28 protein-coding genes are annotated in these 25,041 nt (G+C 63.5%); 5 read left to right on the forward strand and 23 right to left on the reverse strand.

From position 1 onward, the window contains the following. Positions 1-198 precede the first annotated feature (198 nt). A complete protein-coding gene (locus CN673_RS03960) occupies positions 199-2,175 on the forward strand; it encodes an HSP90 family protein (protein ID WP_099864881.1) in 1,977 nt (658 codons plus the stop codon). Between the two features lie 8 nt (positions 2,176-2,183). After that, the gene (locus CN673_RS03965; RefSeq protein ID WP_099864882.1) at positions 2,184-2,720 is read left to right on the forward strand and encodes a hypothetical protein; all 537 of its coding nucleotides are present in this window, start codon (positions 2,184-2,186) and stop codon (positions 2,718-2,720) included. 118 nt (positions 2,721-2,838) lie between these two features. Here CN673_RS03965 and CN673_RS03970 read toward each other — a convergent pair whose 3' ends face one another. The 12 genes from CN673_RS03970 to CN673_RS04020 all read right to left on the reverse strand — a co-directional run bounded on the left by CN673_RS03970 (position 2,839) and on the right by CN673_RS04020 (position 12,097). Beyond that, positions 2,839-3,267 (reverse strand): CopG family transcriptional regulator, encoded by a 429-nt coding sequence (locus CN673_RS03970; RefSeq protein WP_099864883.1) that lies wholly within the window; start codon positions 3,265-3,267, stop codon positions 2,839-2,841. A gap of 2 nt (positions 3,268-3,269) precedes the next feature. Then, positions 3,270-5,255, reverse strand: coding sequence for a conjugal transfer protein TraG (locus CN673_RS03975; RefSeq protein ID WP_099864884.1), 1,986 nt, complete (start codon positions 5,253-5,255; stop codon positions 3,270-3,272). Between the two features lie 22 nt (positions 5,256-5,277). Next, on the reverse strand, positions 5,278-7,017 hold the full coding sequence (locus CN673_RS03980; RefSeq protein ID WP_099864885.1) for a relaxase/mobilization nuclease domain-containing protein: 1,740 nt from the start codon (positions 7,015-7,017) through the stop codon (positions 5,278-5,280). 243 nt (positions 7,018-7,260) lie between these two features. After that, positions 7,261-8,016 (reverse strand): lytic transglycosylase domain-containing protein, encoded by a 756-nt coding sequence (locus CN673_RS03985; protein ID WP_099864886.1) that lies wholly within the window; start codon positions 8,014-8,016, stop codon positions 7,261-7,263. Between the two features lie 3 nt (positions 8,017-8,019). Next, entirely contained in the window at positions 8,020-8,355 is a 336-nt protein-coding gene (locus CN673_RS03990; protein ID WP_099864887.1) for a DUF736 domain-containing protein, read from the reverse strand. Positions 8,356-8,390: 35 nt separating this feature from the next. Beyond that, positions 8,391-8,948 (reverse strand): S26 family signal peptidase, encoded by a 558-nt coding sequence (locus tag CN673_RS03995; protein ID WP_099864888.1) that lies wholly within the window; start codon positions 8,946-8,948, stop codon positions 8,391-8,393. Continuing rightward, positions 8,945-9,415 carry a DUF2840 domain-containing protein gene (locus tag CN673_RS04000; RefSeq protein WP_245409759.1) on the reverse strand — a complete coding sequence of 157 codons (471 nt, stop codon included), beginning with the start codon at positions 9,413-9,415 and terminating at the stop codon, positions 8,945-8,947. The genes CN673_RS03995 and CN673_RS04000 overlap by 4 nt, the downstream gene beginning before the upstream one ends. 5 nt (positions 9,416-9,420) lie before the next feature. After that, the gene (locus CN673_RS04005; protein WP_099864890.1) at positions 9,421-10,494 is read right to left on the reverse strand and encodes a replication initiator protein A; all 1,074 of its coding nucleotides are present in this window, start codon (positions 10,492-10,494) and stop codon (positions 9,421-9,423) included. A 20-nt stretch (positions 10,495-10,514) separates the two neighbouring features. Then, a complete protein-coding gene (locus tag CN673_RS04010; RefSeq protein ID WP_099865069.1) occupies positions 10,515-10,796 on the reverse strand; it encodes a helix-turn-helix transcriptional regulator in 282 nt (93 codons plus the stop codon). Between the two features lie 139 nt (positions 10,797-10,935). Next, a complete protein-coding gene (locus CN673_RS21535) occupies positions 10,936-11,256 on the reverse strand; it encodes a DUF2285 domain-containing protein (protein ID WP_306456952.1) in 321 nt (106 codons plus the stop codon). A 124-nt stretch (positions 11,257-11,380) separates the two neighbouring features. Next, positions 11,381-11,701 carry a transcriptional regulator domain-containing protein gene (locus CN673_RS21055; protein WP_198585891.1) on the reverse strand — a complete coding sequence of 107 codons (321 nt, stop codon included), beginning with the start codon at positions 11,699-11,701 and terminating at the stop codon, positions 11,381-11,383. Positions 11,702-11,836: 135 nt separating this feature from the next. After that, on the reverse strand, positions 11,837-12,097 hold the full coding sequence (locus CN673_RS04020; protein WP_099864892.1) for a DUF2285 domain-containing protein: 261 nt from the start codon (positions 12,095-12,097) through the stop codon (positions 11,837-11,839). Between the two features lie 182 nt (positions 12,098-12,279). Here CN673_RS04020 and CN673_RS04025 point away from each other — a divergent pair, with 182 nt between their 5' ends. Then, positions 12,280-12,498, forward strand: a complete 219-nt coding sequence (locus CN673_RS04025) for a helix-turn-helix domain-containing protein (RefSeq protein ID WP_099864893.1) — start codon at positions 12,280-12,282, stop codon at positions 12,496-12,498. A 179-nt stretch (positions 12,499-12,677) separates the two neighbouring features. Here the strand turns inward: CN673_RS04025 and CN673_RS04030 are convergent, their stop codons facing one another. The 5 genes from CN673_RS04030 to CN673_RS04045 all read right to left on the reverse strand — a co-directional run bounded on the left by CN673_RS04030 (position 12,678) and on the right by CN673_RS04045 (position 16,008). After that, a complete protein-coding gene (locus CN673_RS04030) occupies positions 12,678-13,004 on the reverse strand; it encodes a DUF736 domain-containing protein (protein WP_099865070.1) in 327 nt (108 codons plus the stop codon). A 541-nt stretch (positions 13,005-13,545) separates the two neighbouring features. Beyond that, positions 13,546-14,040: a hypothetical protein gene (locus CN673_RS04035; RefSeq protein WP_370853004.1), complete on the reverse strand. Its 495-nt coding sequence runs from the start codon at positions 14,038-14,040 to the stop codon at positions 13,546-13,548. Between the two features lie 111 nt (positions 14,041-14,151). Further along, on the reverse strand, positions 14,152-14,319 hold the full coding sequence (locus CN673_RS21060) for a hypothetical protein (protein WP_198585877.1): 168 nt from the start codon (positions 14,317-14,319) through the stop codon (positions 14,152-14,154). Positions 14,320-14,811: 492 nt separating this feature from the next. Beyond that, complete coding sequence (locus tag CN673_RS04040) at positions 14,812-15,000, reverse strand: FitA-like ribbon-helix-helix domain-containing protein (RefSeq protein WP_245409760.1); 189 nt, start codon at positions 14,998-15,000, stop codon at positions 14,812-14,814. Positions 15,001-15,081: 81 nt separating this feature from the next. Continuing rightward, on the reverse strand, positions 15,082-16,008 hold the full coding sequence (locus CN673_RS04045; RefSeq protein WP_099864895.1) for a DUF2493 domain-containing protein: 927 nt from the start codon (positions 16,006-16,008) through the stop codon (positions 15,082-15,084). Positions 16,009-16,628: 620 nt separating this feature from the next. Here CN673_RS04045 and CN673_RS04050 point away from each other — a divergent pair. After that, on the forward strand, positions 16,629-16,940 hold the full coding sequence (locus CN673_RS04050; protein WP_099864896.1) for a helix-turn-helix domain-containing protein: 312 nt from the start codon (positions 16,629-16,631) through the stop codon (positions 16,938-16,940). After that, the gene (locus tag CN673_RS04055) at positions 16,933-18,186 is read left to right on the forward strand and encodes a type II toxin-antitoxin system HipA family toxin (protein WP_099865071.1); all 1,254 of its coding nucleotides are present in this window, start codon (positions 16,933-16,935) and stop codon (positions 18,184-18,186) included. The genes CN673_RS04050 and CN673_RS04055 overlap by 8 nt, the downstream gene beginning before the upstream one ends. 12 nt (positions 18,187-18,198) lie before the next feature. Here the strand turns inward: CN673_RS04055 and CN673_RS04060 are convergent, their stop codons facing one another. The 6 genes from CN673_RS04060 to CN673_RS04085 all read right to left on the reverse strand — a co-directional run bounded on the left by CN673_RS04060 (position 18,199) and on the right by CN673_RS04085 (position 24,993). After that, the gene (locus CN673_RS04060; protein ID WP_099864897.1) at positions 18,199-19,263 is read right to left on the reverse strand and encodes a DUF7146 domain-containing protein; all 1,065 of its coding nucleotides are present in this window, start codon (positions 19,261-19,263) and stop codon (positions 18,199-18,201) included. Then, positions 19,263-23,570, reverse strand: a complete 4,308-nt coding sequence (locus tag CN673_RS04065) for a strawberry notch family protein (RefSeq protein ID WP_099864898.1) — start codon at positions 23,568-23,570, stop codon at positions 19,263-19,265. Before CN673_RS04065 ends, CN673_RS04060 begins: the two co-directional genes overlap by 1 nt. A gap of 165 nt (positions 23,571-23,735) precedes the next feature. Continuing rightward, positions 23,736-24,026 carry a hypothetical protein gene (locus CN673_RS04070; RefSeq protein WP_099864899.1) on the reverse strand — a complete coding sequence of 97 codons (291 nt, stop codon included), beginning with the start codon at positions 24,024-24,026 and terminating at the stop codon, positions 23,736-23,738. Continuing rightward, positions 24,023-24,289, reverse strand: a complete 267-nt coding sequence (locus CN673_RS04075; protein WP_099864900.1) for a DUF6117 family protein — start codon at positions 24,287-24,289, stop codon at positions 24,023-24,025. The genes CN673_RS04070 and CN673_RS04075 overlap by 4 nt, the downstream gene beginning before the upstream one ends. Further along, complete coding sequence (locus CN673_RS04080; RefSeq protein ID WP_099864901.1) at positions 24,286-24,702, reverse strand: hypothetical protein; 417 nt, start codon at positions 24,700-24,702, stop codon at positions 24,286-24,288. The genes CN673_RS04075 and CN673_RS04080 overlap by 4 nt, the downstream gene beginning before the upstream one ends. Before the next feature lie 69 nt (positions 24,703-24,771). Then, entirely contained in the window at positions 24,772-24,993 is a 222-nt protein-coding gene (locus CN673_RS04085) for a hypothetical protein (protein ID WP_099865072.1), read from the reverse strand. Positions 24,994-25,041 lie beyond the last annotated feature (48 nt).

A 25,041-nucleotide genomic window follows, 5' to 3' on the forward strand; every position in this document is an offset into this window, starting at 1 on the left:
GGGCCGATATCCGAGTCCACTGCTATCACACGCAACGCTTAAGCAGACAGTTGGGGAATGCCGCGGCCGGACCATTTGCGGAGCGGATTCTTGGGGGACACTGGGTTCCGGTGAGATTCGATGTTTTGGCTCCGTTCAACCCAGAGATGCCTTGGCAGGGTTCCCGACATCTGATTTGTAGTCAGAGGGGGAAAGCTGATGATCGATGACACTACATTCCAGGCGAATCTAATCAGGCGCGTGCATAATCTCGCACTCGGACCATCAACCCCATCCAATTCGTTGGTTCCGCTTTGGGAAGCCATCTACAACGCACTTCATGCTATTCAAGATCGCTTCGGCGAAGAATGGGCAACCCGCGGCAAGATCAATATTTCGCTTATCGACCTAGAATCGACCAATCCATCCATTGAGATTCGGGACAACGGCATTGGCCTGAACAAGGACAATTTCAACTCTTTCAAAACCTATGACAGCGACCACAAGGAATCTCGCGGGGGCAAGGGCCTCGGGCGCCTCTCATGGTTGAAAGTGTTCGCCGAAGCTCATGTCGCTAGTCATTACGTGCAGGACGGTGATCTGCTAAGGCGCTCTTTCACGCTTGTACTCGATAATGAGAAGCCCTTGGCAGATTACTCAGTGGAAGTTGTCAGTGGCATTGATCCCGGTACGACCGTAATCCTTCGGCGCATGAAAGCGGAATATGCCAAGCATTTCCCGACCAAGTTCGACACCATCGTACGCAAGGTCGTAGCGCACTTTCTTCCCTACCTCATGTCGCCTGTAAGACCTACGATCACTATCGAGGGCGCGGCAGACCTTATTGAGCTTAGCGAATACCTGAAAGAAAAGGAGCTGGCGCTCAGCTCTATCTCGCTCACCATAAACGACGAAATCACGATTGAGCTGGAACATAATCTGCTTGAGAAGTCGGTCGTCGAGGGCAAGGCTGCTCACAAAATCTACCTCGCCGCACATGGTCGCGTCGTTACCGAGGTAGATATCGGCTTGGCGCTTGGACTTGTAACCTACATTGATAGAGACAGGCGCTCCTACGCCTATGCCGGCGTCCTTTCAGGCAAAATCTTCGACGATTCCGTAAATTCTGAGCGGACGGCGTTTGACCTGGATGCCGAGTCGCTTGAGACCATTAAACGGAGGACCTTTGAGGTTATCCGTGAGGTACTCTCGGCCCAGATTGACCGGGTGATTCAGAAGCAGGCGGATATCACCAAGTCCGTCATCAAGAAGTATCCGCGCTACGCATATCTCGTCGATGATCCCAAAGAATTCGTCGTATCGAGCGTGCCACGAAATTTCCGCACTGCCGAGCAGATTTACCAGCATCTTGCGGTGCTGGATTACCGAGACAATAGGGATATCGAGCGCAAGGTTGAAGTGCTTTCCAAAACCGAGCCCCGGGAGGAAGACCCCGTAGAAACGGGTGTTGCAGAGTTGCTAGGCCGCCTTACGGAGCATGAATTCTCCGTCCTTGCGGACTACACCGTCCGCCGCAAGATCGTGCTGGACCTTCTCGAAAAGCGCCTTCAGTACAAGCCCGATGGCACGATGAGGCATCATTCAGAGGAGGCACTCCATAGCTTCATCGTTCCGATGCGCGTAACCAACAAGGAAGTCCACGTCGATAAACACAATCTTTGGATTGTGGACGATAAGCTGACCTATTACGAATACTGGGCGTCCGACAAAGCGCTAAAGAAAATCGTCGCCGAGCATACCTCCTCAGATCGCCCGGACGTATTGCTTTTTGCAGGGAGGTCGGCCTACCACCGGCCTGGCACTGACCAGCCTGTGGTGATCGTCGAATTCAAAAAGCCGGTGCGTACTGATTACGACGAGGAGGAGAACCCCTTCGTTCAGATATACGGCTACATCGAAGATTTGCAGAGCGGTCGCATCCTCGACAAGAACGGCGGCCAGATTCAGGAAGTTACGCCGAATACGCCCTTCTTCTGCTACATCATAGCCGATTTCACCCCGAACATGCGAAGATGGATTAAGCTCGCGCAGATAAATGTACCGCTTCCGGGAGGAGGCGGTTTCTATGGCTATAATCCCGACTATCGCTGCTTCGTGCAGGCACTTAGCTACAAATACGTCCTGAAGGATGCACGCCTGCGGAATGAAGCATTTTTCAAGCAGCTCAAGATATAGGCTGCACCATGGAAGACCGTGAGATTTTGGCCGGTCTGGTGGCTTCCACGATGCCGCTCATGGCCGACGAGCGGTATGGCCGCTTAAAGATCCGCGAACGTCCTATCATGCATCGGATTGCCGTGAACCTCGAACAATACTTCTCCAACTGGGAGGTGGATACGGAATACAATCGCCACGGTGACGACGTGAAGCGCCTTCAGCGCCTCAGCGGTGGAACGAAGAACATTGAGCCGGACATCCTCGTCCATATCAAAGGCGAACCCTTGGCCAATCTGCTGGCGGTGGAGATAAAGCTCTCGGACAACAATAATATCGATGACGATATTTTTAAGTTGGAGGGCCTTACGCACCCGGATCAAGGCTTTGTTTACCCGGTTGGCGTGCTCCTACAGCTCGACTTTGCCGGGAAGGCTGTTCTCATCTGCGACGTGTTCAGGGCCGGGGGACAGAATGAGGAACTAACCGGGTGGCTCCGCGATGCATTCGAGAAGGCTATCGAAGACTTGAAAAGGCCCTCGAGGGGCTGCGTGAGAGGGACTTAGTCCTGTGCGCTGGTTTCAGCCGGCCTAAGCTGATTGAACGGCGGCTTTCTCGCTCACCCGCTTGAAGGCTGCCATTCCGCTTCCCACCAAAAGCCACCTCCTTAGCTGGAGGAGGACCTCAATGGTCAGATGGAGCCACATCTTCCGCGATTTCCTGGCTGAGCTTCGGCCCTTTTGCCAGCCTTCGGCCAAGTGCGGTGACGAACCTCTCGTATCGTTCGCCTGCCTTGGCGCGCGCCGCCTGCGCCGCAGGCTCCGGCAAAGCGGGCGTGGTCGCCAGCCAGAAGCGGATAAACACGGCGAGGCTTTCCACCGAGATGCCGGTATCGCGTTCCATCCTCGTCATGCGGCGGTCGATCTGGTCGAGGCGCCGAGCGATCGCCGCCTCCCGGCGTTCCTCGCCATCGGGCGACAGAAAGGACGCGAGTGCGGCTTCCGCCACGAGCGACCGCGACTGACCCCGCCGGGCCGCAAAGTCGGCGAGCATCGCCATGATGTCTGGGTCGAGATAGACGGAAATCTGTGCTTTCTTCTTTCTCGCCGCCATGGTCAGAGGTCCATGCCGTCATTCGGATCGAGCGAGACCTGACGCGCGATGCCCTGCACGACGCGTGAGAGGCGTCGGTTGCGGATGGCCGCGTCCTCGGTTTCATCGTCCTGCTCGATCTCGAATTCGTTCTCGACCGGTCGAGCATTCTCAACCGCCATGGTACGCCACAATTCAGGCTGGCGGCGCCGCTCCGATGCGGTCGGATCATCAGCATCCTCTTGGGAGGTGACTGGCGCGGAGTCACCGATCGGGCGCGCAGGGATCGGCAGCACAGTCCAGTCGTCGGATTGCGGAGTCTCCAAGGCGCAGAGTTTGGGTGGCGGCAGGACACGCTCGCGGAAGCGATCGTCCTCGTAGTAGCGCGCCTTCTTCGCCCGGATGGGCGGAGTGCCGGCCGCCAGGACGATCTCGTCGGCTGGCGGGAGTTGCATGATCTCGCCCGGCGTCAGCAGCGGCCGCGCCGTTTCCGACCGAGAGACCATGAGGTGTCCCAGCCAGGGAGAGAGGCGATGGCCGGCGTAGTTCTTCATTGCCTTCATTTCGGTCGCGGTGCCCAGCGCATCGGAGACGCGCTTGGCCGTCCGCTCGTCGTTCGTCGCGAAGCTGACGCGGACGTGGCAGTTGTCGAGGATGGAGTTGTTCGGCCCATACGCCTTCTCGATCTGGTTCAGCGATTGGGCGATCAGGAAGGCCTTCAGGCCATAGCCGGCCATGAAGGCGAGAGCGCTCTCGAAAAAGTCGAGGCGTCCGAGGGCCGGAAACTCGTCGAGCATCAGGAGCAGGCGGTGTCGCGCGGTCTTCGCGTCCAGTTCCTCGGTCAGGCGCCGCCCGATCTGATTGAGGATCAGCCGGATCAGCGGCTTGGTGCGGTTGATGTCGGACGGCGGCACGACGAGGTAGAGCGTGGCTGGCAGCTTTTCGCCGACGATGTCGGCAATCCGCCAATCGCAGCGCCGCGTCACCTCGGCGACGACGGGATCGCGATAGAGCCCGAGGAACGACATGGCGGTGGACAGGACGCCCGACCGCTCGTTGTCGGATTTGTTCAAGAGCTCGCGCGCCGCGCTGGCGATAACGGGATGCGTTCCGGCATCGCCAAGATGCGCGGTCTTCATCATGGCGGCGAGCGTCGCCTCGATCGGGCGTTTCGGATCGGAGAGAAAGGCGGCGACACCCGCCAGCGTCTTGTCGGCCTCGGCATAAAGCACGTGCAGGATCGCGCCGACCAGCAGTGAGTGGCTCGTCTTCTCCCAGTGATTGCGCTTCTCCAGAGATCCCTCGGGATCGACCAGGATGTCGGCGATGTTCTGGACGTCACGCACCTCCCATTCGCCTCGCCGGACTTCCAGCAGCGGATTGTAGGCAGATGATCTGGCGTTGGTCGGATCGAAGAGCAGGACGCGACCGTGCATCGAGCGGAAGCCGGCGGTGAGCTTCCAGTTCTCGCCCTTGATATCGTGAACAATGGCCGAGCCCGGCCAGGTGAGCAGCGACGGAACGACCAGGCCGACGCCCTTGCCCGAGCGTGTCGGGGCAAAGCACAGCACGTGCTCCGGCCCGTCATGGCGCAAATAGGAGCGATCGTATCGGCCGAGCACGACGCCGTCAGTGCCGAGCAGACCCGCGGTCCGCATCTCCTGCCTGTCGGCCCAGCGCGCCGAACCATAGGTGTCGACGCGCGACGCCTCCCGCGCCCGCAGGACGGACATGGCGATCGCGACGGCGATGGCGATGAACCCACCAGACGCGGCGATGAAGGCGCCGCGCACGAAGATGTCGGGCGCATAAGCGTCGTAGAAGTACCACCACCAGAAGAAGGCTGGTGGGTGATAGACCGGCCGGCCGGCGAGCATGAACCAGGGTTCGCCGAGTTGCGGCTGGAAACCGAGCGACCAGGCGACATACTGCGTCGCCCCCCAAATCGTCGCGAGGACGATCAAGAAGACGGTGAGGATCGGACCCCAGAGGATCTTGGTCGATGACATGGCAGCGCTCCTGCTCGATTGTTTAGAGGCCGAGCCCCCGCTTGCGACCGAAGCTCCAGTCGACGCCGCCATCTCCTCGGGCGACGCCGGAGACATGACGGCCGAGCTGCTTTTCCAGCGAGGGTGACCAGGGCACGAGTTGAAAGCCGAGACCGTCGGCGATCATCGCGAAGCGGCCGGAGGCGAGCGTGAACCGCTGGCGGTAGGTGCCGGCGATGAACTCGCCGGTTTCGCCGCGATTGAAGGGTTGGCCGATCTCGCCCGACAGTTTCTCGCCCAGCGCGTCGAGTTCGCGGCGACGCAAGGTCTCGATCAGCCGGCGGGCGAAGACGACGCGGCGGCCTTGGCGCTCCGCCAGGCCCTCGCCAACCAGATGGTCGGTGCGATCATCCATGGCTTGCCGCACCTCGGCGCCGAAGCCGGCCTCCGACAGGGCGGCGGGCTCGCGGGCGATCGCCTGCCGGTCGAGCCAGGTGGCGCCCGATGCGGTGATCTGTGCAGAGAGGTCGAGATCGGACCGGACGGCGAGCGCTACCCGCCGTTGGCCGCGCGCGTCGTCGAACTTGCGGAGTTCGACGACCGACCCAGGCGCGCTGTCGCCGGCCGCGTCAAGGTCGGGCAGCTTGATGTGATGGGTGCGGCCGTCCACGCCGTCGATGACGGCATAAGCAGATCCCTTCAACTCGTCGTCGAGGCCGCGTTCCACCAAGCGCCCGACGATCGGAGCCTCAAGGCTCTCAGCCGCGAGTACATAGCTCGCCGAGCCGCGCTCGATGCCACTTGCCGTAAGCGCGCGGTGCATGCGCTTGATGATGTCGCCGCGCTCGCCCAGCTCGCGGAGCGTCGCCTCGGCCCTGTCGTCGATCATCCATTGGCCGGGACCGACCTGCTCGGCGAGGCCGAGCGTCTCGAGCTTGCGTAGGCGTCCGACCTTCTGCGCATGAAACGCGTCGGGCTGCCGGCCGGGCATGGGGGCGGTGTCGATGATCCCGGTCTCGTGGGCGTCACGGACGAGCTGCCGATCGAGCTGCGTCCAGCGTTCCGCCTGCACCTGCCGTTCGATGGTGCGGCGGATGTCGTGATCGGTCCGCGGCCCGAGCTCCTGGGTGATGAGGTTGCGGGTGCGATCACGCATCCCGTCCTTGATGTAGTCGCGCGCGATCACGAGGTCCTGCCCGTCGTCGCGCACGCCGCGCACGATCAGGTGGACGTGGGGATGTTCGGTGTTCCAGTGATCGACGGCCACCCAGTCGAGGCGAGTGCCGAGATCTTTCTCCATCTGGCGGGCGAGGACGTTGGTGAAAGACCGCAGGTCTGACATTTCGAACGCGTCGTCGGGCGAGACGATGAAGCGGAAATGATGCCGATCGTCCTCGCACCGCCCGGCGAAGGCCAAACCGTCCGCATTCTCCACCGCCGGCCCGAACAGCCGCGCCTTCTCTGCATCACGGGTAACGCCCTCGCGGCGCAGATAGGCGAGATGGGTGCCAAGCGAAACCGAGCGCACCGAATGGCGAACCACGCGGGCCTTGATGACGGCGCCGCGTGAGCGCGCGGTGATAAACCGGTTCGCCTGGATGCTGGCGCGCTGGCCATGCCCGAAGCGCGACCGGCCGCCGGAAACGATACGGCCCGATCGTGACACACCGCCGCCTGCCTTCCTGGCTGCTGCAAGTGCCTGCGCGACGAAGGGCCGGGCCGATTGTGCACGGGAGGAGCGGATGCGGCCCGGCCGGATGGTGAAGTCCCATTCATCGGCCATGGCACGGCCCCGCAATGTGCGAAAGGGTTCGCAGATACAGGGGCTTGGACGTTTGGCGCACATTGCGTCCAAAGCCTGCAAAGTGCGCGAAGCGCCAGAAACCTGAGCAAAACCAACCGACCGACCGACGCGCAATGTGCGCGCTTTTATCCTGCCATCGTGCGGTTGATATGCCTGCTTCCGCCGCTCCTGCACGCCATGATGCGCTGTAGCCCGACAGGATACGGGATCGGAGAAATGCCGTCATGGCCGGTTTCCATCAACGCTTCGGGGTACGAACAGGGCCTCGGATGCCTGGCTGGCAGCGGGCTCGGAAGTGGCGGTTACGGCCGGTCGGCGGCCATTCGACGGCACGCCAGCAGCAGTTCGACGGTCGATGATTTGCGCGACAAAAAGTGGTGCGTCGCGCCAGTCGGGCGATGGCGGAGGCGGGGTCGCCACGGCATTGGCAGGCGCTTTTCCTTCCAACGCTGGCGCAACGAGAGCGACATAGGCACGCGTCTCGGAGGGGAGGGGTGTGCCCGCCGTGAGGTATTCGTCGTAGCGGCCGGGACCGGCATTGTAGGCGGCGAGCATCGCCGCGACATTGCCGTAGCGGTCGAACATCTCGCGCAGATAGGCCGCCCCCGCGAGGATGTTGTCGCGCGGGTCGTAAGGATCGCCGCCGAGCCGATGGCGGGCGCGCAACTGACCCCAAGTCGCTGGCATCACCTGCATCAACCCCATCGCACCGACCGGCGAGGTCGCACGGACATCGCCGGCACTCTCGGCGCGCAGGACGGCGGCAATCCAGTATTCCGGAAGGCCGAAACGGAGCGCGGCTTCGGCGATGTGGTCGGCGAACGGATGAAACGCCGTCGGGTGCTCGATCGCGAGCCCCTCCGGCATCGCCACGGCATGCGGTACGTTGGTGAAAGCAAGGCCGGAAAGGAGGAGGACTGCGATGCGGTGGTATCGGTCGCGCCGCCGGATCGCAATGCGCGTGCTGAGGCGTGGCATGGATCAGTCCTCACCGTCGCGCTTCTTCGGGCGGGACCAGTGCAGCCCCCAGTCTCGACCCTCGTCGTCCGACTGGAATAGGCGTGCGCGGATCGGCTGCAGGAAAGTCGGATCGTCGAGCACGATAGACACGAAGGCGCCGGCGCGTTCGCCGGTGTGCTTCGAACCCGCACCGACCTCCGGCCCGTCCTCGTTGTCGAGATGGATGCGATAGTCCGGCGCCTTCTCGACATCATTGGCGTCGGCGGATACGAGAGCCAGTTCGACGTCAAGAATGAGTGTGCGAACGTACCCGGCATAGCCTGACGGGGTTCGGGTGAAGTGACCGATCTGTGCCATGAAAAATCTCCTGTTGCTGGTGGTTGGAGGGAGGGTCATCTGAGCGCGGCGGGCTCGCTGGCGCCCCAGACGAAGCGGCCGTCGCCGGCCTCATCGGTCCACAGTGGCGTCACGCGGGCGATGATTGTGTCGGCGGGAAGCGGGCCGAAATAGCGCCCGTCCAGGCTGTCCCGTGCGTTCCAGTTCATGAGGAAAATTTCGCCGTCGCGCAGGCCCCGGCATCCTTCCCAGACGGGCATCAGGCGACCGAGCCGGTCGCGCTTCAGCGCCTGTCCGTAGACGTGATCGTAGGCAACGATGGTTGCGCCGTTTCGGCAGACCGTCGTACCCGCCAGCGCCAGAACACGCTTGATGAGTGGCACCCCGCGGGCCAGGTACCCCCGCTCGGCGAGGAATTCCGACAGTTCGTCGGGTGGCATGACGGCGACGAGATCGGCGACCGCGATATGCGTTGGTGGAGAAATGCGATAGAGACCGATCGGCACGCTGGCGGATGCATTCCAGATCAGCGCGGGCGGGGAGCTGGAGAGCACCGGGGCAGCGATCAGGACGACGCCGATCGTACCGATTGCTAGGATGAAGCGCCGCCTCATTGCTCAAGGCTCCGGCGCTTGAGCCATGCCTGATGACGATCGGCGGTATAGGCGCGCGGCTCCTGACCCGCGCTCATGCGATGCGCGACATGCCGCCAGTGATCCACGGCCACGTCGCAGGCGTCGATGCCGGCGGCCTCGATCGCGTCGATGTGGCGGAGAACTGACTCGACTTTGGGCCAGCCTTCGATCCTGAGCAGAATGTCGCCGCCCGGCCGCACGAAGGGCAGCGTCTGATAAGCGTCTCCCGGTTCGACGGCGCGCACGATGTCGATCCGCGAGATGATCGTGCCGTAGTCGTTGGCGGCCCACCGGACGAAGGCAAAAAGGCTGTCCGGGCGAAACGAAACCACCCGGCGGCGGCGATCGAGGATCTGTTCATGCGCGATGCGACCGAACCTGATCCAGGACTCGATCTTCTTCTCGATCCAGATCAGTTCGACGCGGGTCAGACGATCTTCGCACATGCCATTCATCGCGCACACCCCTTCCTGCTCTTGCCGGAAAGGCGGCGCTGCGGGGTCGGGCTGACGGGGTTTTCCCCGTCGCACGCGCGCTCTTCAAAGTTAGATTCGAGGTTAGAGTCTAAGTTAAGGGGGCGAATCTTCGCATGGCTGGAGCGACTTAGGTGCGATTTCGGTTCCTGATAGCACGAGCGTCCGGTTCCCGATGGCACGACAGGCCGGGTTCCCGATAGCACGAGGCCGTTCACAGCCTGTCCACAGGCCGCCGGCTCGAAGGCAAGCAGCACCCGGCCACCGATCTCCACCTCGACGAAAAGAGTGTAGCCTGGCAGCGGCTGACGCCGGATGATGTCGCGCAGTTCGAAGGCAAAGCGCTTGAATGGCGACAGGCTTCCCGATTTTTGGTGAAGGTGCCGGAAGTCGAAGCGCCATCCCTGGGGCTGCCGGCCGCCATGCTTGCGCACTATGCGGTATAGCCAGCGCTCCAGACCGCCAGTCAGATCGAAATAGGCGTGATCGATTGTCAGGATGAGCGCGTCATCCATGACGGCGCGATAGAACCAGTCCGGCACGATCATTTCGATGCCGTCCGGCCTGCCGTTTCCGTCAGTGCGCTCCTGCCATTCATTGATCCAGGAAAAGCGATGGCGCCGGCCTTCGGCAGGCTGGCGGATCGTCGTGGAAATTGTGGTCGACTGCAGCCGATCAAGCGCGGCTTTCAGACGCTGATAGTCCCGCGCGGAGGTGCCGCGGCCGACATATCTGAGAATCTCGTAAGGGGTGGCGGCCATCAGCCGCGAGGTGCGCAGGCCAGCGTCGCGCGCTTCGACGATCTGGCTGGCCGCCCAGATAAGGATGTCCGCGTCCCAGATCGTCGCCATGCCATGGTCCGGTACCGCTTCGACGCGGATGGCCACCTTGCCTGCGTTGAAGTCGATCGGCGCGACGCGGTGGGTCTTGGAAAGGGAGAAGAACGGGTAAGCCATGAGATCCTGCACGTCTCGTGGCGCGAAATCGCTGGGGAGCGTTCGAAACAGGTCGAGTTGTTCACGCTCCGACAGGGATCGTTGTCGCGCCGTCATTGACGGGAAACCGACCGCGGTCAGCGCGCGTACCGGCCGGGCTGCGTCGGGATAGGGGATGCCTGTCGCTTCGCCGGCAGGACGGAACCACGCGGGTCGGATGTCGAGGTGACGGCGCCGCGCGCTACCCATGCCTCAAGATCGTTGATCGAGTAGACAACGCGTCCGCCCAGTTTGCGGTAAGCGGGTCCGGTTCCGTAGGTCCGGTGTTTCTCCAACGTGCGAGCGGAGAGGCTGAGGAAATGTGCGGCTTCCTTGGTGCGCAGGTAGCGCGGTGGTAGAGCAGTAGAACCAGATTGCATCGGGCAGGCCTCCATGTGGGTCGCGGCGTCCGCTGGCGTCGAGCGGCGGATTGCGACCACGATGGAGGAGCAGGCAAGGCGAGGGGGATGGGAAATCCAAGGGGGCGAAAATCCCCACCCCTGATGCGGCCCACGCTTGTCAAGAACGCCTTCGATGACGAAGCAGCTTGAGATATCCGCCGCCGATCATAGCGGTGGCGCCTTCGACGAGGCCGATAACGGCGTCGCGCAGGGACGATGTTTTCCATGGCTCAGCAACGATCCGCTGATCGCCATAAAGCGCGATGGCGATTTCGCGATAGCTGGCATTGTCGGTCCGGCCATCGATTGCTTGCATCATGAAGCGCAGGCGTCGGCGTTGCTGCGGCGTGACGCGCGTATCGGCGGGTACGGGACGACCGCGCCAGGACCGCCAGAAGCGCGTCAGGGCTTCGATGCGCGTCAATGTTTCGGTGTCCAACGGGATCACCGCGGAAAGCGGCGCGCCATGTGGCGCGGGATCGAGAAACAGGAGTTGAGATCGAACAGCGGCGCAATGAAGCGCATGCACGCCTTCGGCGGTCTCGCGTCGGCGGTCTGTTTCATCATGAAGCGGCGTCGGCGATGATGCGAGAAACGATGGAGTCGACGCCACGAGAATGATGGCAGGGTTCACCTTCGGCGACCAGAGTACGGTTTGGGCCTCCATCGACAGGGACGGTTGCGCAGCGAAATCGCAACCCCCAACGCCGCTCCGCCTCAGGCGGCAGCGGCAGATTCCTGGTCCCAGCGTTCGCGAGCTGTCGATAAAAGGCTTGATAGGGCTTGTCACGGCGCAGGCATTCCCATGCAAGCCCCTCTGCCGGCAAACTGTCGAAGAAGGCGTAGCGGCGATGATCGCGCCAGTGCGATATATCGGGCTTCATCAAACCAGCCTCCTTGCCAGAACACGCAGGACGAGTGGCGAAGGATTCCCGGTTGTGCGGGTGCGCGGAAGTCAGTTGGACGGCATCATGCGGTGCCGAGGCGGCATCACAAACCCAATGATCAAGAGTTTCTCGTCAATGCTGTGCGTCCTTGATCAGATGACGATAGCCGCTTTCGATCATCCAGCGGGCGCGAGCGAGGTGGCTGTCATGTACCTGCCGGGCGCGGTCGGGTTCTCGGTTCGGATCGATGCCAAATATGATCCACACCGCTTCCGTCCAGTCCGCGTCATCCTCATGGGCGTCGTGGACACGGATGTAGAGCTTTATGTGGGTTCGATCATAGTCGGTGAGTTCGGAACCCGAGGGTGCGATGTCGTCAAAGAGTTCAATCATTTTGCGCCCGGTCTCTGCAAGCCGGTAAAGGACCGCAGACGTTCTTTGGCGATCTCACGAAAGACGTCTGCCAATTGCTCCAATCGCATCAGCGGGATAACCGAAGACGCTCGTTCTTCATCGGCTCATTTACATACTATAGTTGATAAACTCAAAGTGTGTAAATCGCGATCCTTCAGCGCATGGACATGCGCACACTGGTCGGACGGAACTTTGCCCGCCTACGTCGGGAGAGGGGCCTGACCCAGGAAGAGGTCGAAGCGCGCTCCGGATTCAGCCAACAGTACATCAGCAGCCTTGAACGCGGCCGGCGTAACCCGACCGTGATCACGCTCTATGAACTGGCCCAGGTGCTCGGCGTGAGTCACGTGGAATTGGTGACGCCCGAAAAAGAGGGCTGATAGATCGCCTGCGATGCTTCGGTGATTTGCAAGGCGGAGAACTGCCGAAACAGAAGGAGATGGCGGCAATATTAGATGTGCGACTTGGTCTGGGCATAGTGGCGGTTGGTCGACAATCCTTGAATTGCCATCCTGAGACGGGATGAAGGCCCCGGCTTCCGCCGAGGCCTTTCCCGGACCTAGTCCGCGTTGCGACGGTTGGGACGCGACCAGATCAGGCTGAAGGTGTCGCTGTCTTCATCGTCGAAGAGGTTGGCGTAGATCGGGGCGGTGAAGCTCGGATCGTCGAGTTTGAGGCCCAGATAGTCGCGGCCCTCGTTGGAGCGCTTTGACCAGGCGGCGCCGATTTCGGCGCGGCCGACCAGGACGCGGTGGCTGGGGGCGTTCTCGCCGCTGGCGCGCTGGTCGGGGATGATGCGCACGCCCTTGGACTGGAGGTTGAGGGTGACGATTTCGCCGGTGAATTCGTTCGAGCCGGTCTTCTTGAAGGTGCCGATGGTCGCCATGATAAGTCTCCGTTTTCCGTTTCGAGCCCGCACCATTGCGGCCTCGATGGCGATCGACCGGTCGAAGGCAAGCGCCGACACATCGCTTGCGACCGCAGCGCAGCGGAGGATGGCGCCGGCGCGACTTTGTTGTTGCGCGAGGAATGACGGCGCAGCCGGCAGGGGAAGAAAGTCGAGACCAGCCGTTGTGGCATAGGGGCTCGAGGCGTAGCCGTCCTTCGGCCAGATCAGGCCATTGAAGAGCCGTTTTGGAGCGGGACAGAACGGATGGATGGCGGAGATGGTTTGCGGCTCTCGCTTCCGGCATAGAGGACTGACCCGGGATCACTGGCGCACACGCCTTATTCCCAGGTCGCGATGAGGCTTTCCAGCTCCGCCCGCCAGCTGCTGGGACCCTCCGATGCCGGAAACCTTTCGGCCGCTGCGGGCGCTGCCGATCCGCACCGGCGCTCCAACTCGCCGCGACATGAGGCGAAAGACATCCTCCGCCTCTCCACTCCCTAACGGACCTGCCTCACGACATCGACAGCGGTGCCAATCGCTATCTCGTCCGCTGAACGAACGTTGCGACGTCAGGCGTCGGATAGCTGCCTGCCGAAGAGCTGGATGCCGCCATTCCGGTGATGCGAACGAAGGTGGCTACACCGACTGCAAGCGCCCCGACGATCGAGAAGGCGAATTGCCAGCCCTCGGACGGCATGGTGTGCTTCACGATACCATGGGTTGCATGAAAGCCGGCGACCACGGCCGGTGCGACGAACGCAGCGGCGATGAGCAGGCGCGCCCAGGTCGGGCGGACCGTGGCAAGCAGGAATTGACCGAAGCCGAAGGTCAATCCGGCTGCCACGAAGCCAAAGAGGATGGCGCCGGGCCATCCCGCACCTGTATCGTATGCCCATGTTCCAGCAGTCATGCCTGCGAAAAACGGGAGAGCGTACACGGCAAGCGTGAAGAGCAGGCAGCAGAGGAATCCGATGGCGGCGAAGCTGAGAAGAATTCCGATGAAGATCGTGGTGGTGTCTCCGTATAGTGTCAGACGGGTGCGCCTCCACCACCACCATGGCGCGACTACAAGGTTAGCAGAAAGCCCGCCGTCTTGGGAGCGGAAACGCCCCGCGCCCGCCGCTTTGCGCGATTTTGTTAGGCTCTATGATGCAAAGGGGTCGATTTCGCTGACGATGTCGGCTTCGTCGCCGTCATATTCAGCCGCTGGTGTGACTGAGAGCGTGTCGTCGCCGGCGCGGAAGATGACGATGGCGGTCATCAGGGTGGTGGCGAGGCTGAAGGCAAAGGCGTGTGCGGTTTTGAAGGACATCGACCCGGCTCCTGCTTGAGCGGAGGTCCATCCCCCGCTGACAGGCGCCCGAAGGGTCCGGCCGTTGGCTGCAATCACCGCGTGAGGCGAAGCCGCAGCGGCGGCATGCGCATGCGTAGTCCGACCCTTTACGGGTTGATGGCGTCAGGCCATCGGCCGGACCAAGGATCAGCGTCTCGAGCGGAGGTGGTCGTCCGGTCAGGAGACTGTGATGTCAGTTCACCGCAAATGCTGTTTGCCGCGTATTGGCCCACGCTGTTGGCCGTTGCGGGATCGTCAGCGTTCCGTTCCCACGGATCGACGACCTCGACGCTGGCGATTGTGAACTCGACGGATTGCGCGTTTCATCGGCCCGTTCGAGCCGGGTCCCACGGCAACATCTGGCGCTGGCTCCATCGCCTGGGGCACGACGTCGGTGTCGAGAAGTGTCATTCAAAGCTCATCGGCCTGATCGGAACCTTGTTGCGGGGCCGGTTGAGGGCGTCGATGTCCTCATTGGTCGGCCGAGGCGGCGGCTGCGTCTGTAAGCGCGCTGCCAGGCCGGAGGCGTGTGTCAGGGCGGACGGCGACTTCGATGATGTCGCGCAGCTCAGCCTCGGCGCTACAACCGCGCCGCGCCGCGCGGCGCTTGATGGCGCGGAGGCTCGCGTCGGACAGGTTCCGGATTGTGACTACAGGCATGGCAGCTCCTCCATCGACGTTGCTGGCGGTGATAGCAGAATGGGAATTTGCCATCATCTTGAAGGTGGATAGTTTTGGCGCTTACGCGCCGCCCGAGCCGAACCGATAGACCGGGATGCCCAGCTTGCGGGCCTTGTCGGCCAAATTCTCCTGGATGCCGGTGCCGGGAAAGATCACCACGCCGATCGGCACGACGGTGAGCATCTGGTCGTTGCGTTTGAAGGGGGCGGCCTTGGCGTCTTTCGTCCAGTTGGGCTTGAAGGCGACCTGCGGCACCTTGCGGCTGTCGGCCCAGCGGGAGGCGATCTTTTCGGCGCCTTTCGGCGAGCCGCCGTGCAACAGCACCATGTCCGAGTGCTTGGCGTGGATCTGATCGAGCTTGGCCCATATCTGCTTGTGGTCGGCGGTGTCTCCGCCCGAGAAGGCGATCTTCGGGCCGGCGGGCACGAGCACCTCGGTCTCGGCGCGGCGCTTGGCCGCGAGGAAATCCCGGCTGTCGATCAGCGACGCGGTGAGGTGGCGATGGTTGACCCGTGATCCGGTCCGTTGCGACCAGGGCGAGCCTGCGGCGATGCGGTAGCGTTCGGCGGCGGCTTCGCGGAAGGTTTCCAGGCCATCGCGCCGGTCGATCAGGTTCATGCCGATGTCGAGCAGGCGCTCGAGCTGGAGAGACTTAACCTCCGAGCCATCCTGTTCGCGCTGAAGCTGCTTTTGCGCCTGTTCGTTGTCGTCGAGTTTCCGTTCGATCCGGTCCACGGCGCGGTGGAATATGTTGACGGTCGACCAGAGGAGATCGGGGAGGTCGAAATCGAGACTCGTGTCGGTGATCGTGGCGACGAGGGCGTCGAAGATATCGGCGACGGCGCCTTCGATGAAGCGATCTTCCGGAGGAGGACGTTGGTCCAGTTCGTCTTCGGAGGGACGATAGCCGTGGAGCTGCAATTCCTGGATCAGGTGGTCGGTCGGGGATGACTCGTGGTGCGGCTCGTAGTCGTCATGCGCGTTCATGGGATGCTCCGTCGGTTTGGACCGCGACCGTCGCGGCCTTCATGGCGACGAAGCCGTCAGGCGGGGCGGAGCTGCACCCGGAGCGAAGCGAGAGGGCCGCAGCGCCAGCGGAGGATGGCGAAGGCCGGCGATTTTGTTTCGCGATGGAAAGGCGCGGCTCCGGGGTTCCCACGCGGCCTGCCGCGTGGGGTGGAGATGCGCCGCCGGAAAATCGTCGGTCGCAGCGATTGCCGATCCGGCCTGGCTGATGGCCGATCGCCCTCTCGAAGGCCGAGGCGCGGTCCCCTTCCGATGGGGGGCGCATCCTCGCGGGCATGGCGGCTGCGCGCCGCCCTTCAGTCCGTTCCGCTACGCCCCAGGATCACGAAGCGACAGGCGCCTTTCAGCGAAGACAGGAAACGCATACCCCCGATGCAGGGCTTCATGGAAGGTGGCCGAAGCCCTCGCGCGGGATGAGTCTGCTGGGATTCCGCGCAAGGGTTGATTTCCGATGAGAGATACGAATACGCATCATCCACGCATTACGTGATATGAAAAGGGATCATCTGGCTTGACGCTGTAGGAGAAAATGATATGTTTTCGCGTCGTGCATGACTATGATGATATGTTAAGGTATCTCCATGCGATCTGAATCAGAAACGCTGCATGAGATTGGCAGGCTCTTTAGTCAGGCCCGGACGGCTGCCGGGCTGACGCAGGAGCAGGTCGCCGAACTGGCTGGCATATCCCGGCCGCGCTATCGCGACATCGAGAAGGGGACGGCGGCCGCGCGCGCCACGACGCTCATGAACATCGCGCGTGCGCTTGGGCTGGAGATGATGCTGGTGCCGCAGACCATGGTTCCGGCCATCGAGGCGTTGATGCATCCCCATGACGACGATGATCGCCCCGCCTTCGCCGTGCAGGACGAGGAAGATGACGGCCATGGCTGACAAAGTTTTCACACCCAGAGCCGTCCAGTCGCTGGACGTGTTTCTGAATGCGATAAAGGTCGGCACGATCGTCAGGACGCCGGGCGACTTCAATGCGTTCAGTTTCGACGAGGCGTATCGCGCAACGGGCGGTTCTCCGACCTTGAGCCTTTCGTTCCGGGCAGCCACGGGCGGTTTGCGCAAAGACCCCAAGCCTCTGGCGGGTGCGCTTCCAGCGTTCTTCGCGAATCTGCTGCCGGAGGACAAGCTGCGCGAGGCCATGGAAAAGCACCATGCCGGCGATGTTCATCCGGGAAATGATTTCGACCTGCTGGCGGCGCTCGGCGCGGATCTGCCGGGCGCGGTGCGGGTCGTGCCCGTCGACGGCATGAACAAGGCACCGCGGGCCGCCGCCCGTGAAAAGCCCAAAGCGCGCTTTTCTCTCGCCGGCGTGCAGATGAAGCTGTCGGTGATGAAGAACACCGGCAAGGGCGGTGGGCTAACGCTCCCGCTCGACGACGCTGAGGGGCAATATATTGCCAAGTTCCCGTCTACGGCGTTTCCCGGCGTTTCGGAAAACGAGTTCGCCGCCCTCGCGCTTGCGTCTGCGATTGGCATGGATGTCCCGGCAAGCGAATTGGTCGCCAAATCGGATTTTGAGGGAATCCCCGAAGAGTTCGACACGCTGGCCGAAGGCCGGGTGCTCCTCATCAGGCGTTTCGACCGCGGGGCCGACGGGACGCGCATCCACATCGAGGATTTCGCCCAGGTCTTCGGCGTCTATCCGGCCCGTAAATATGAAGGCGCTGCCTATCATGACATTGCCGCGGCATTGACCGCCGCGATCTCGCCTGCCGCCGCGCTGGAGTTTGTTTGCCGTCTCGCGCTGGCGGTCGTGACGGGCAATGGCGACATGCACCTGAAGAACTGGTCGCTGATCTATCCGGGCGACGGGGGAACGCCGGCGCTGGCGCCGGTCTATGATCTGCTGTCGACCGTTCCCTATATTCCTGCCGACAACCTGGCACTGTCGCTGGGCGGAGAGCGATCGTTCAAGGCGCTGTCGGCGCCGCGCTGGAAGGCCTTTGCCAATCGCGCCAGGTTGCCCGAGCCCGCGGTCATGAAGGCGGTGGTAGAAATCGTCGCCCGCGTCAATCACCATTGGTGGACACTTTCCGAGCGCGATGCCGTGCCCATGCCCGTGCTCGAGCGGATCGACGCGCATGTGAGGGCGATGACGCCGATCTTGAACAGTTGCGCCGAATAGGCGCAGACCAATTCAGCGCCTGCGGGGATTTCCGCCAACCGTCTCGTGGCATCGAAGGAACCTGGCAACGTCCTCGGGTGCGAGTTGCACCCGAACGCCCGCCCGAAGCGCATCGATGCCGAGCCGCCGAAGATCCTCGTTGAAGTCCCCGAGCGCCGGCGACAGCGGGATGGCCTCTATCCCTTCGGCGTTCGCCCTTTCGGTCAGCATGTTCTGCGCGCCGTCGCCTGCCTGATCGTTGTCGCGGACGATGTACAGCCGCCGCAGAGCCGGCGGGAACCGGATGGCGGCGAGATGCGCCGCGGAGAGAGCGGGCGCCATTGCCATATCGGGTAAGATCTGCCGGAGCGACAGCATGGTCTCGATGCCTTCGCCTGCGGCCATCACGCTGCCGGGCACGCCGATGCGGACGGCATGACCGAGCAGATCGCCCATCGCCTTGCGCTGCGTGTCGATCGGGGCCTTGTCCGCGCCGTCCGGCGCGAGCCAGGTGCGGTGCGCGCCCGTGATCCTGGCATCGAGATCGGTGACGGCGGCGATCATCGCGGGCCATGTTTCGGTCGGGCCATCGTCGGGCCTGTAATAGCAGCGTGGATGGAAACGCAGGCTGCCGGTTCCGTGCAGAAGCGTAATGCCGCGTCCACCAAGATACGTCTCCACGACGGTGCCGGCGATCGGCAGCGCCATCGCGAAGAGCCGTCGTGCGGCCTCGGCCGATCCCGATGGGGCTTGAGCAAAACCGCGCCGTGATGCTGCCTGTTCAGGCTCGGGATGCGGCAGGCTGAGAAAGGCGCGTGCCTCTTCGGCGACATCGGTGAAGTCGAGGAGACCGAGTGATTCACGGATGACGTCGAGAAGATCGCCATGTTCGCCGGTGGCGGCGTCGGTCCATTTGCCAGCGCGCCCTTTGGGACTGTCCTTGAGCCGGATGAACATCGAGCGGCCCTTGGTGTTGCGGACATCGCCGACCTGCCAGTAATTGCCTTGGCGCCGACCGTTCGAGAGATAGAGGCGGCAAACCGCCTCGGCCTGTCGGCCGAGACGATGCGCCAGATCGGATGCGCTGAGACGCGCCATCACGCGGCCTCGCGTTCGCTGATGCGCTCGACCGGATAGGCGTCGAGCAGCTTGCCGAGGATGGCCGGACCGGAGGCGTCGACCGGCACGAAGAAGCGCAGCTTCCACGAGATGATCTCACCGAACAGGCCATAGGCACGCAGCCGGTCGCGCATGGCTTCGGTGAAGCCCGACAGCTCGATACGGTTCGCCCCCATGACGCGCGCGCGACGAAGCTGGAGCCCTTCGGCAAGGTCGAGGATGGTGCGGCCGTCTACCAGAGCGGCATAGGCGTCCTCGCTGCCGAGGCTGGTCGTTCCAGTCGAAGTGGCGTTCGCGGCCCAGGCGGGCGAGACGCGGCGGCCAATGACGCGTTCTCCGTCATCGGTCTGAAGCCGATAGACCCGCGTCGACTCGTTCGGCAGCCGCTTCCATACTGGCAGGAGCAATCCGCTTACCATGTGGATCGTGCCCTCGGTGAAGGCGGGCACCTCGTCGACTTCGCGCCGCCAGGCGGCCGCGAACGTATCGTGATCCGCTTCCTGCCAATGGCTGTCCGCCATCATGGCGATGGTCGCGTGATGCTGCTCCATCGGCCGTACCAGTCGAATACGCCGTTCGATCTCGCCATCGTCAAGCATGATGGACGGCGCCGGAGCCTGAACGGCGGCGCGGCCCGAACGTGCGTTGACGAGCAACCGGGCCTGCGCGTCGTTGAGCCAGCCGAGCGCGGCATCGAGCAGCATCGGACGGTTGCGGCGGCGCTCGGTGATGGTGAGCAGGCGGGTCTGCGCGCCGGTTGCCGGGTGCGTGTAGATGGTCGCGCGCTCGGTGACGACGAAGCTCTCCGCCGTTAGCGTCTCCAGCCCGACGTCATAGACGCCGCTGGCAATGGCCCCGGCCACCTTGGCGTCGAGCAGTTGCTCGAAGGCGGTGAAGAGGATGCCTTGCAGCTCGATGGTGAGCGCCAGCAACCTGTTCAGGAAGGTGGTGATCGGCGGCAACTCGTCCTTGATGCCGCCTGCGTCCATCAGCTTCAGACCGGTCGCTGACTCGAAGCGTTGGAGAGAGCAACCCTCCACCTTGCCGCGCACGATCAGGAGATAGAGCTGGCGCAGCGCATCGCGGGCGTAGCTCGATTCCAGGTTGTCCTCGGGCCGGAACAGGCCTTGGCCGCCGGTCTGGCGCTGGCCGCGGGTGATCGCGCCGAGCGTATCGAGCCGGCGTGCGATCGTGGACAGGAAGCGCTTCTCGGCTTTGACGTTCGTGGCGATCGGGCGGAACAGCGGAGGCTGCGCCTGGTTGGTGCGGTTGGTGCGGCCGAGGCCCTGAATGGCGGCGTCGGCCTTCCATCCCGGTTCCAGCAGGTAATGCACTCGCAGGCGCCGGTTCTTCGCCGACAGCTCGGCGTGATAGCTGCGGCCGGTGCCGCCGGCGTCGCTGAACACGAGGATGCGCTTCAGGTCGTCCATGAAGGCGGCGGTTTCGGCGAGGTTGGCAGACGGCGTCCGGTTCTCGACGGCGAAGCGTTCGCCCTTGCGGACGATCCGCCGGGAGCGGCCCGTCACCTCGGCCACCATGTCGGTGCCGAAGCGCTGCACGACCTGGTCGAGCGCGCCCGGAACCGGCGGCAGGGACGCGAGACGTTCGATCAACTCGTCACGACGCGCGACGGCTTCGCGGCTCTCGACGGGCTGGCCATCACGATAGACGGGACTCGACGACAGATTGCCCTCGCCATCCGTGAACGGCTCGTAGAGCTGGACAGGGAAGGAATGGGCCAGATAGTCCAGAACATATTCGCGCGGCGTGATGTCGACACGAACGTCGTTCCAGTCCTCGGTGGGGATCTCGGCCAGACGACGTTCCATCAGAGCCTCGCCCGTCGAGACGATCTGCACGACGGCGGCGTGGCCATCCTCGAGATCGCGCTCGATCGAACGGATCAGCGTCGGGGTCTTCATCGAGGTGAGCAGATGGCCAAAGAAGCGCTGCTTGGCGCTCTCGAAGGCCGAACGGGCAGCGGACTTGGCCTGCCTGTTCAACGTGCCGTCGTTGCCGGTGATGTTGGCGGCTTGCATCGCCGCGTCGAGATGATTGTGGATGACGGCGAACGCGCCGGCATAGGCATCGTAGATATCTCGCTGATTATCGGTCAGCGCGTGCTCGATCAGTTCATATTCCACGCCATCGTAGGACAGCGAACGGGCGGTGTAGAGCCCGAGCGAACGCAGGTCGCGGGCGAGCACCTCCATGGCGGCGACGCCGCCTTCCTCGATCGCCTCCACGAATTCCGCACGAGTGGCGAAGGGGAAATCCTCGCCGCCCCACATGCCGAGCCGCTGGGCATAGGCGAGATTGTGGACGGTGGTCGCGCCGGTCGCGGAGACATAGATGACGCGCGCGCTCGGCAGGGCGTGCTGGAGCCGCAGGCCGGCGCGTCCCTGCTGCGAGGCGGCCGCGTCGCCGCGTTCTCCCTTGCCGCCTGCGGCGTTGGCCATGGCGTGGCTTTCGTCGAAAATGATCACTCCGTCGAAATCGGCGCCCAACCAATCGACGATCTGGCGGACGCGCGAAACCTTCTCACCACGATCGTCGGAGCGCAGCGTGGCGTAGGTTGCAAATAGCACGCCTTCGGACAGCGTGATCGGCTTGCCCTGCGGGAAGCGCGACAGCGGCGTGACCAGCAGGCGCTCCATGCCAAGCGCAGACCAATCGCGCTGCGCATCCTCGATCAGCTTGTCGGACTTGCTGATCCAGACCGCTTTGCGGCGCCCACGCAGCCAGTTGTCGAGGATAATGCCGGCGGACTGACGGCCTTTCCCGGCGCCGGTGCCGTCGCCGAGCATGAAGCCGCGCCGGAAGCGCACGGTGTTCTCGGCGTCGGCCGGGGCCGCCTGCACGAGATCGAAGGTGGCATCGACCGTCCACGATCCAGCGAGAAAGTCGCAATGGGCTTCGCCCGCGTAGATGACGGTTTCGAGCTGGGCGTCCGATAGCACGCCGACGATGTTTGTCGGCAGCATCGGCCGATAGGTGGGCCTGGGCGGCGCGATGCTCGCCATGGCCGCCGATTGTACAAGCTTGGTCGGGTGCGCTTGCGCGCCGGAAATGCGGATCGACTGCAATCCGTATTCTTCATAGATCGCGTCGGTCAGATGCGCGCCCTCGGGCGGCGTCCAGTCCATGGTGTCGTAGGCGAGTTCGACGCCCGCCGGGTCGATGGACGAAGGCGCGGCCGGACGCGCGGTTGCCGCCCGCGCGAGATAGCCGCGCACGGTGCGGGGCGCTGAGCGCGAAACAAGTGGCGTGATGTCGGGCAGAGATACCGGCAGGCGCGGTGGAACCTGAGCCTCGATCCATGCGAGCAGCGTGGCGACGTCGGGCGCGAGGCCGCCGGATGCCGGGAACATGGCCGGGTCTTCGGCCGGCAGCTTGTCGATAACGGTGAGCCGCGTCTCGATGGTCGTGCCGTGCCTGGCATAAACCGAGCCGTCGATCGTCGCTGTGAAGACGAGGCGACCGCGCTCCTGAAGCCGGACGAAGGCGTCGCGCCAGGCGGGTTGCTCGGGACCGAAATTCGCCCCGGTGATCGTGACCAGCCGCCCGCCATTGGCGAGCCGCGCCAGAGCCGAGGCGACATGGCGATGGGCGGCGTCGGCCATCCGGCCGGAGACGTGCGCCATTACCGAGAATGGCGGGTTCATCAGGACGACGGAGGGAACGGCGCTGGCGGCGAGGTGATCGTCGATCTGGGCAGCGTCGACGCGCGTGAGGTGACAAGCCGGAAAGAGAGCGGCGAGCAGATCGGCGCGGGTTTCGGCCAGCTCGTTGAGAAGGAGCGAACCGCCGGTGATCTCAGCGAGGATCGCAAGGAGGCCCGTGCCGGCTGAAGGCTCCAGTACGATGTCGCGCGGCGTGATCGAGGCGGCGGCGATGGCGGCAAGGCTGAGTGGGACCGGCGTCGAGAATTGCTGGAGCGCCTGGCTTTCTTCGGAGCGGCGGGAGTGCGTCGGCAGGAGGCCGGTGATTTTCGACAGAGCGGCAAGCCGTGCAGCCGGAGTGTCGGCTTTACGGAAAAGCGCACGTCCGTATTTGCGCAGGAACAGGACGGTCGCACATTCGCAGGCTTCATAAGCCGACTTCCAGTCCCAGACGCCGGTCGCGTCGGAGGTGCCGAAGGTGATCTCCATGGCGGCGCGGAGACTGGCGGCATCGACCCGCTGGCCGCGTTCGAGGAGGGCGAGAAGTCGATGCGCGGCGGCGATGATGGCGGACGCACGAGCGATGGGCGCGGCCGGAACGGCCACGGGAGACAGGATGTTCATGACCTGGAACCTCGGGAGAGCGTGAAGGGGAAGCTCGAACGGCGCTCTCTCTCGACCGCCCGGACACGCCCGTCCCGGCGACCCTCTCACTCTCGAGACGCCGCTTCCCGGTGGCATGAAAAAAGCGCCCCGACCGAGCGGCAGGGGCGCTTTGAGACGTCAGTTTCAGTGTCCGTCCGCGATCTCGCTGGCGATGAGCGCGCGGGCCTTGCGGATCAAGTCATTGCCGCTGGCGTCGATGTGGCCGAAGAACCGGACGCGTGCGCCGTTCGCGGTCCAATCGGCATAGGCGCAATATTCACGGGCCTCGGACCGGACGGCGCGCATGTCGCTCGCCCAATGGGGTTTGGGCTCGATGACGACGGTGATGCCGTCTCTGGTCTCGGGCCAGGGCAGCGACCGTTTGGTTGGCGGCTGGTCGCGATCCGCCGCGTAGATGGCGTCGATATCCATCATGGCGCTTCTCCCGGTGCGTCCGGATGCACGAAGCCGCCAGGATCGTCGGGATCGGGCGGCAGATAGGCGTCATAAGGGTTGCCGTCGGCGAGGTGGCCGAAGGGGGTGAAGACATAATCGCCGGCGTCCCGCCCCACCGCGCAGATGACGTAGCGCGGAATGCCGGTCGCGACGTCGAGGCACTCCATGAGCGCGAGGTTGCCGTCGCCTGCGGCGCGCAGCAGGGTCTGGAAATTGGTCCGGGCGAAAGAGGGGATGCTCATATCCGGTCTCCCTCGTCGGCGGTGGTCTCGGCGAGCCAGCCATCGGTGGAGATCCAATCTACGGTTTCACCGGTGGCGAGATCGACGACGTACGCGCCGCCGCCGAAGCTGTCGAGCCGGGGTTTCGAGCAGGTATTGGCGTATTGGAAACCCCACGGGCCGGTCAGTCCGAATTCGGCGGCGCAGCGCTTCACGAACTGGATCAGTCGTTCGGAGTCTCCAGTCTCATCATCTCGCATCCAGAGCTCGGCGCCGCCATGCTCGGGCTGGATCGAGAGGAGGAAGCCTTCGGAGGGCGATTCCTCCGATACGCCGTCCTCCGACAGGCGATTGTAGAGGTCGAGCGCGCGGGCGGCGTTCTCGGGCGTGCCGACGTTGAGCAGGCACGAGAAATGGGTGAAATAGTCGGCCATGACAGGCTCCTGAAAACGAAAAGCCCGGCGCGGGGCCGGGCTTGCGGTGGATAGAAGGAATCGGTCGGATCAATAGCCAAACCGCCACGATGGCCAGGGCTGACCATCGTCGGCTGCGGCAACGGCTGCGGCGAGATAATCCGCGTCGCCTTCGACGACGGTAGGATCGCGCACGGGCGTCTCGTCGATCACGGTGACACAGGTCACGCGATGATCCTCCACCTCGACGTGAATGGGGACGAGGTATTGGAACACGACGCGCCGACCGGCGGAATGTTGATGGATGGTCATGATGATCTCCGTGGAAAGGTGCGGAGAACAGCCGAAACCGCTCTCCGC

The organism is Neopararhizobium haloflavum (assembly GCF_002750855.1).
GTDB classification, from domain to species: domain Bacteria; phylum Pseudomonadota; class Alphaproteobacteria; order Rhizobiales; family Rhizobiaceae; genus Georhizobium; species Georhizobium haloflavum.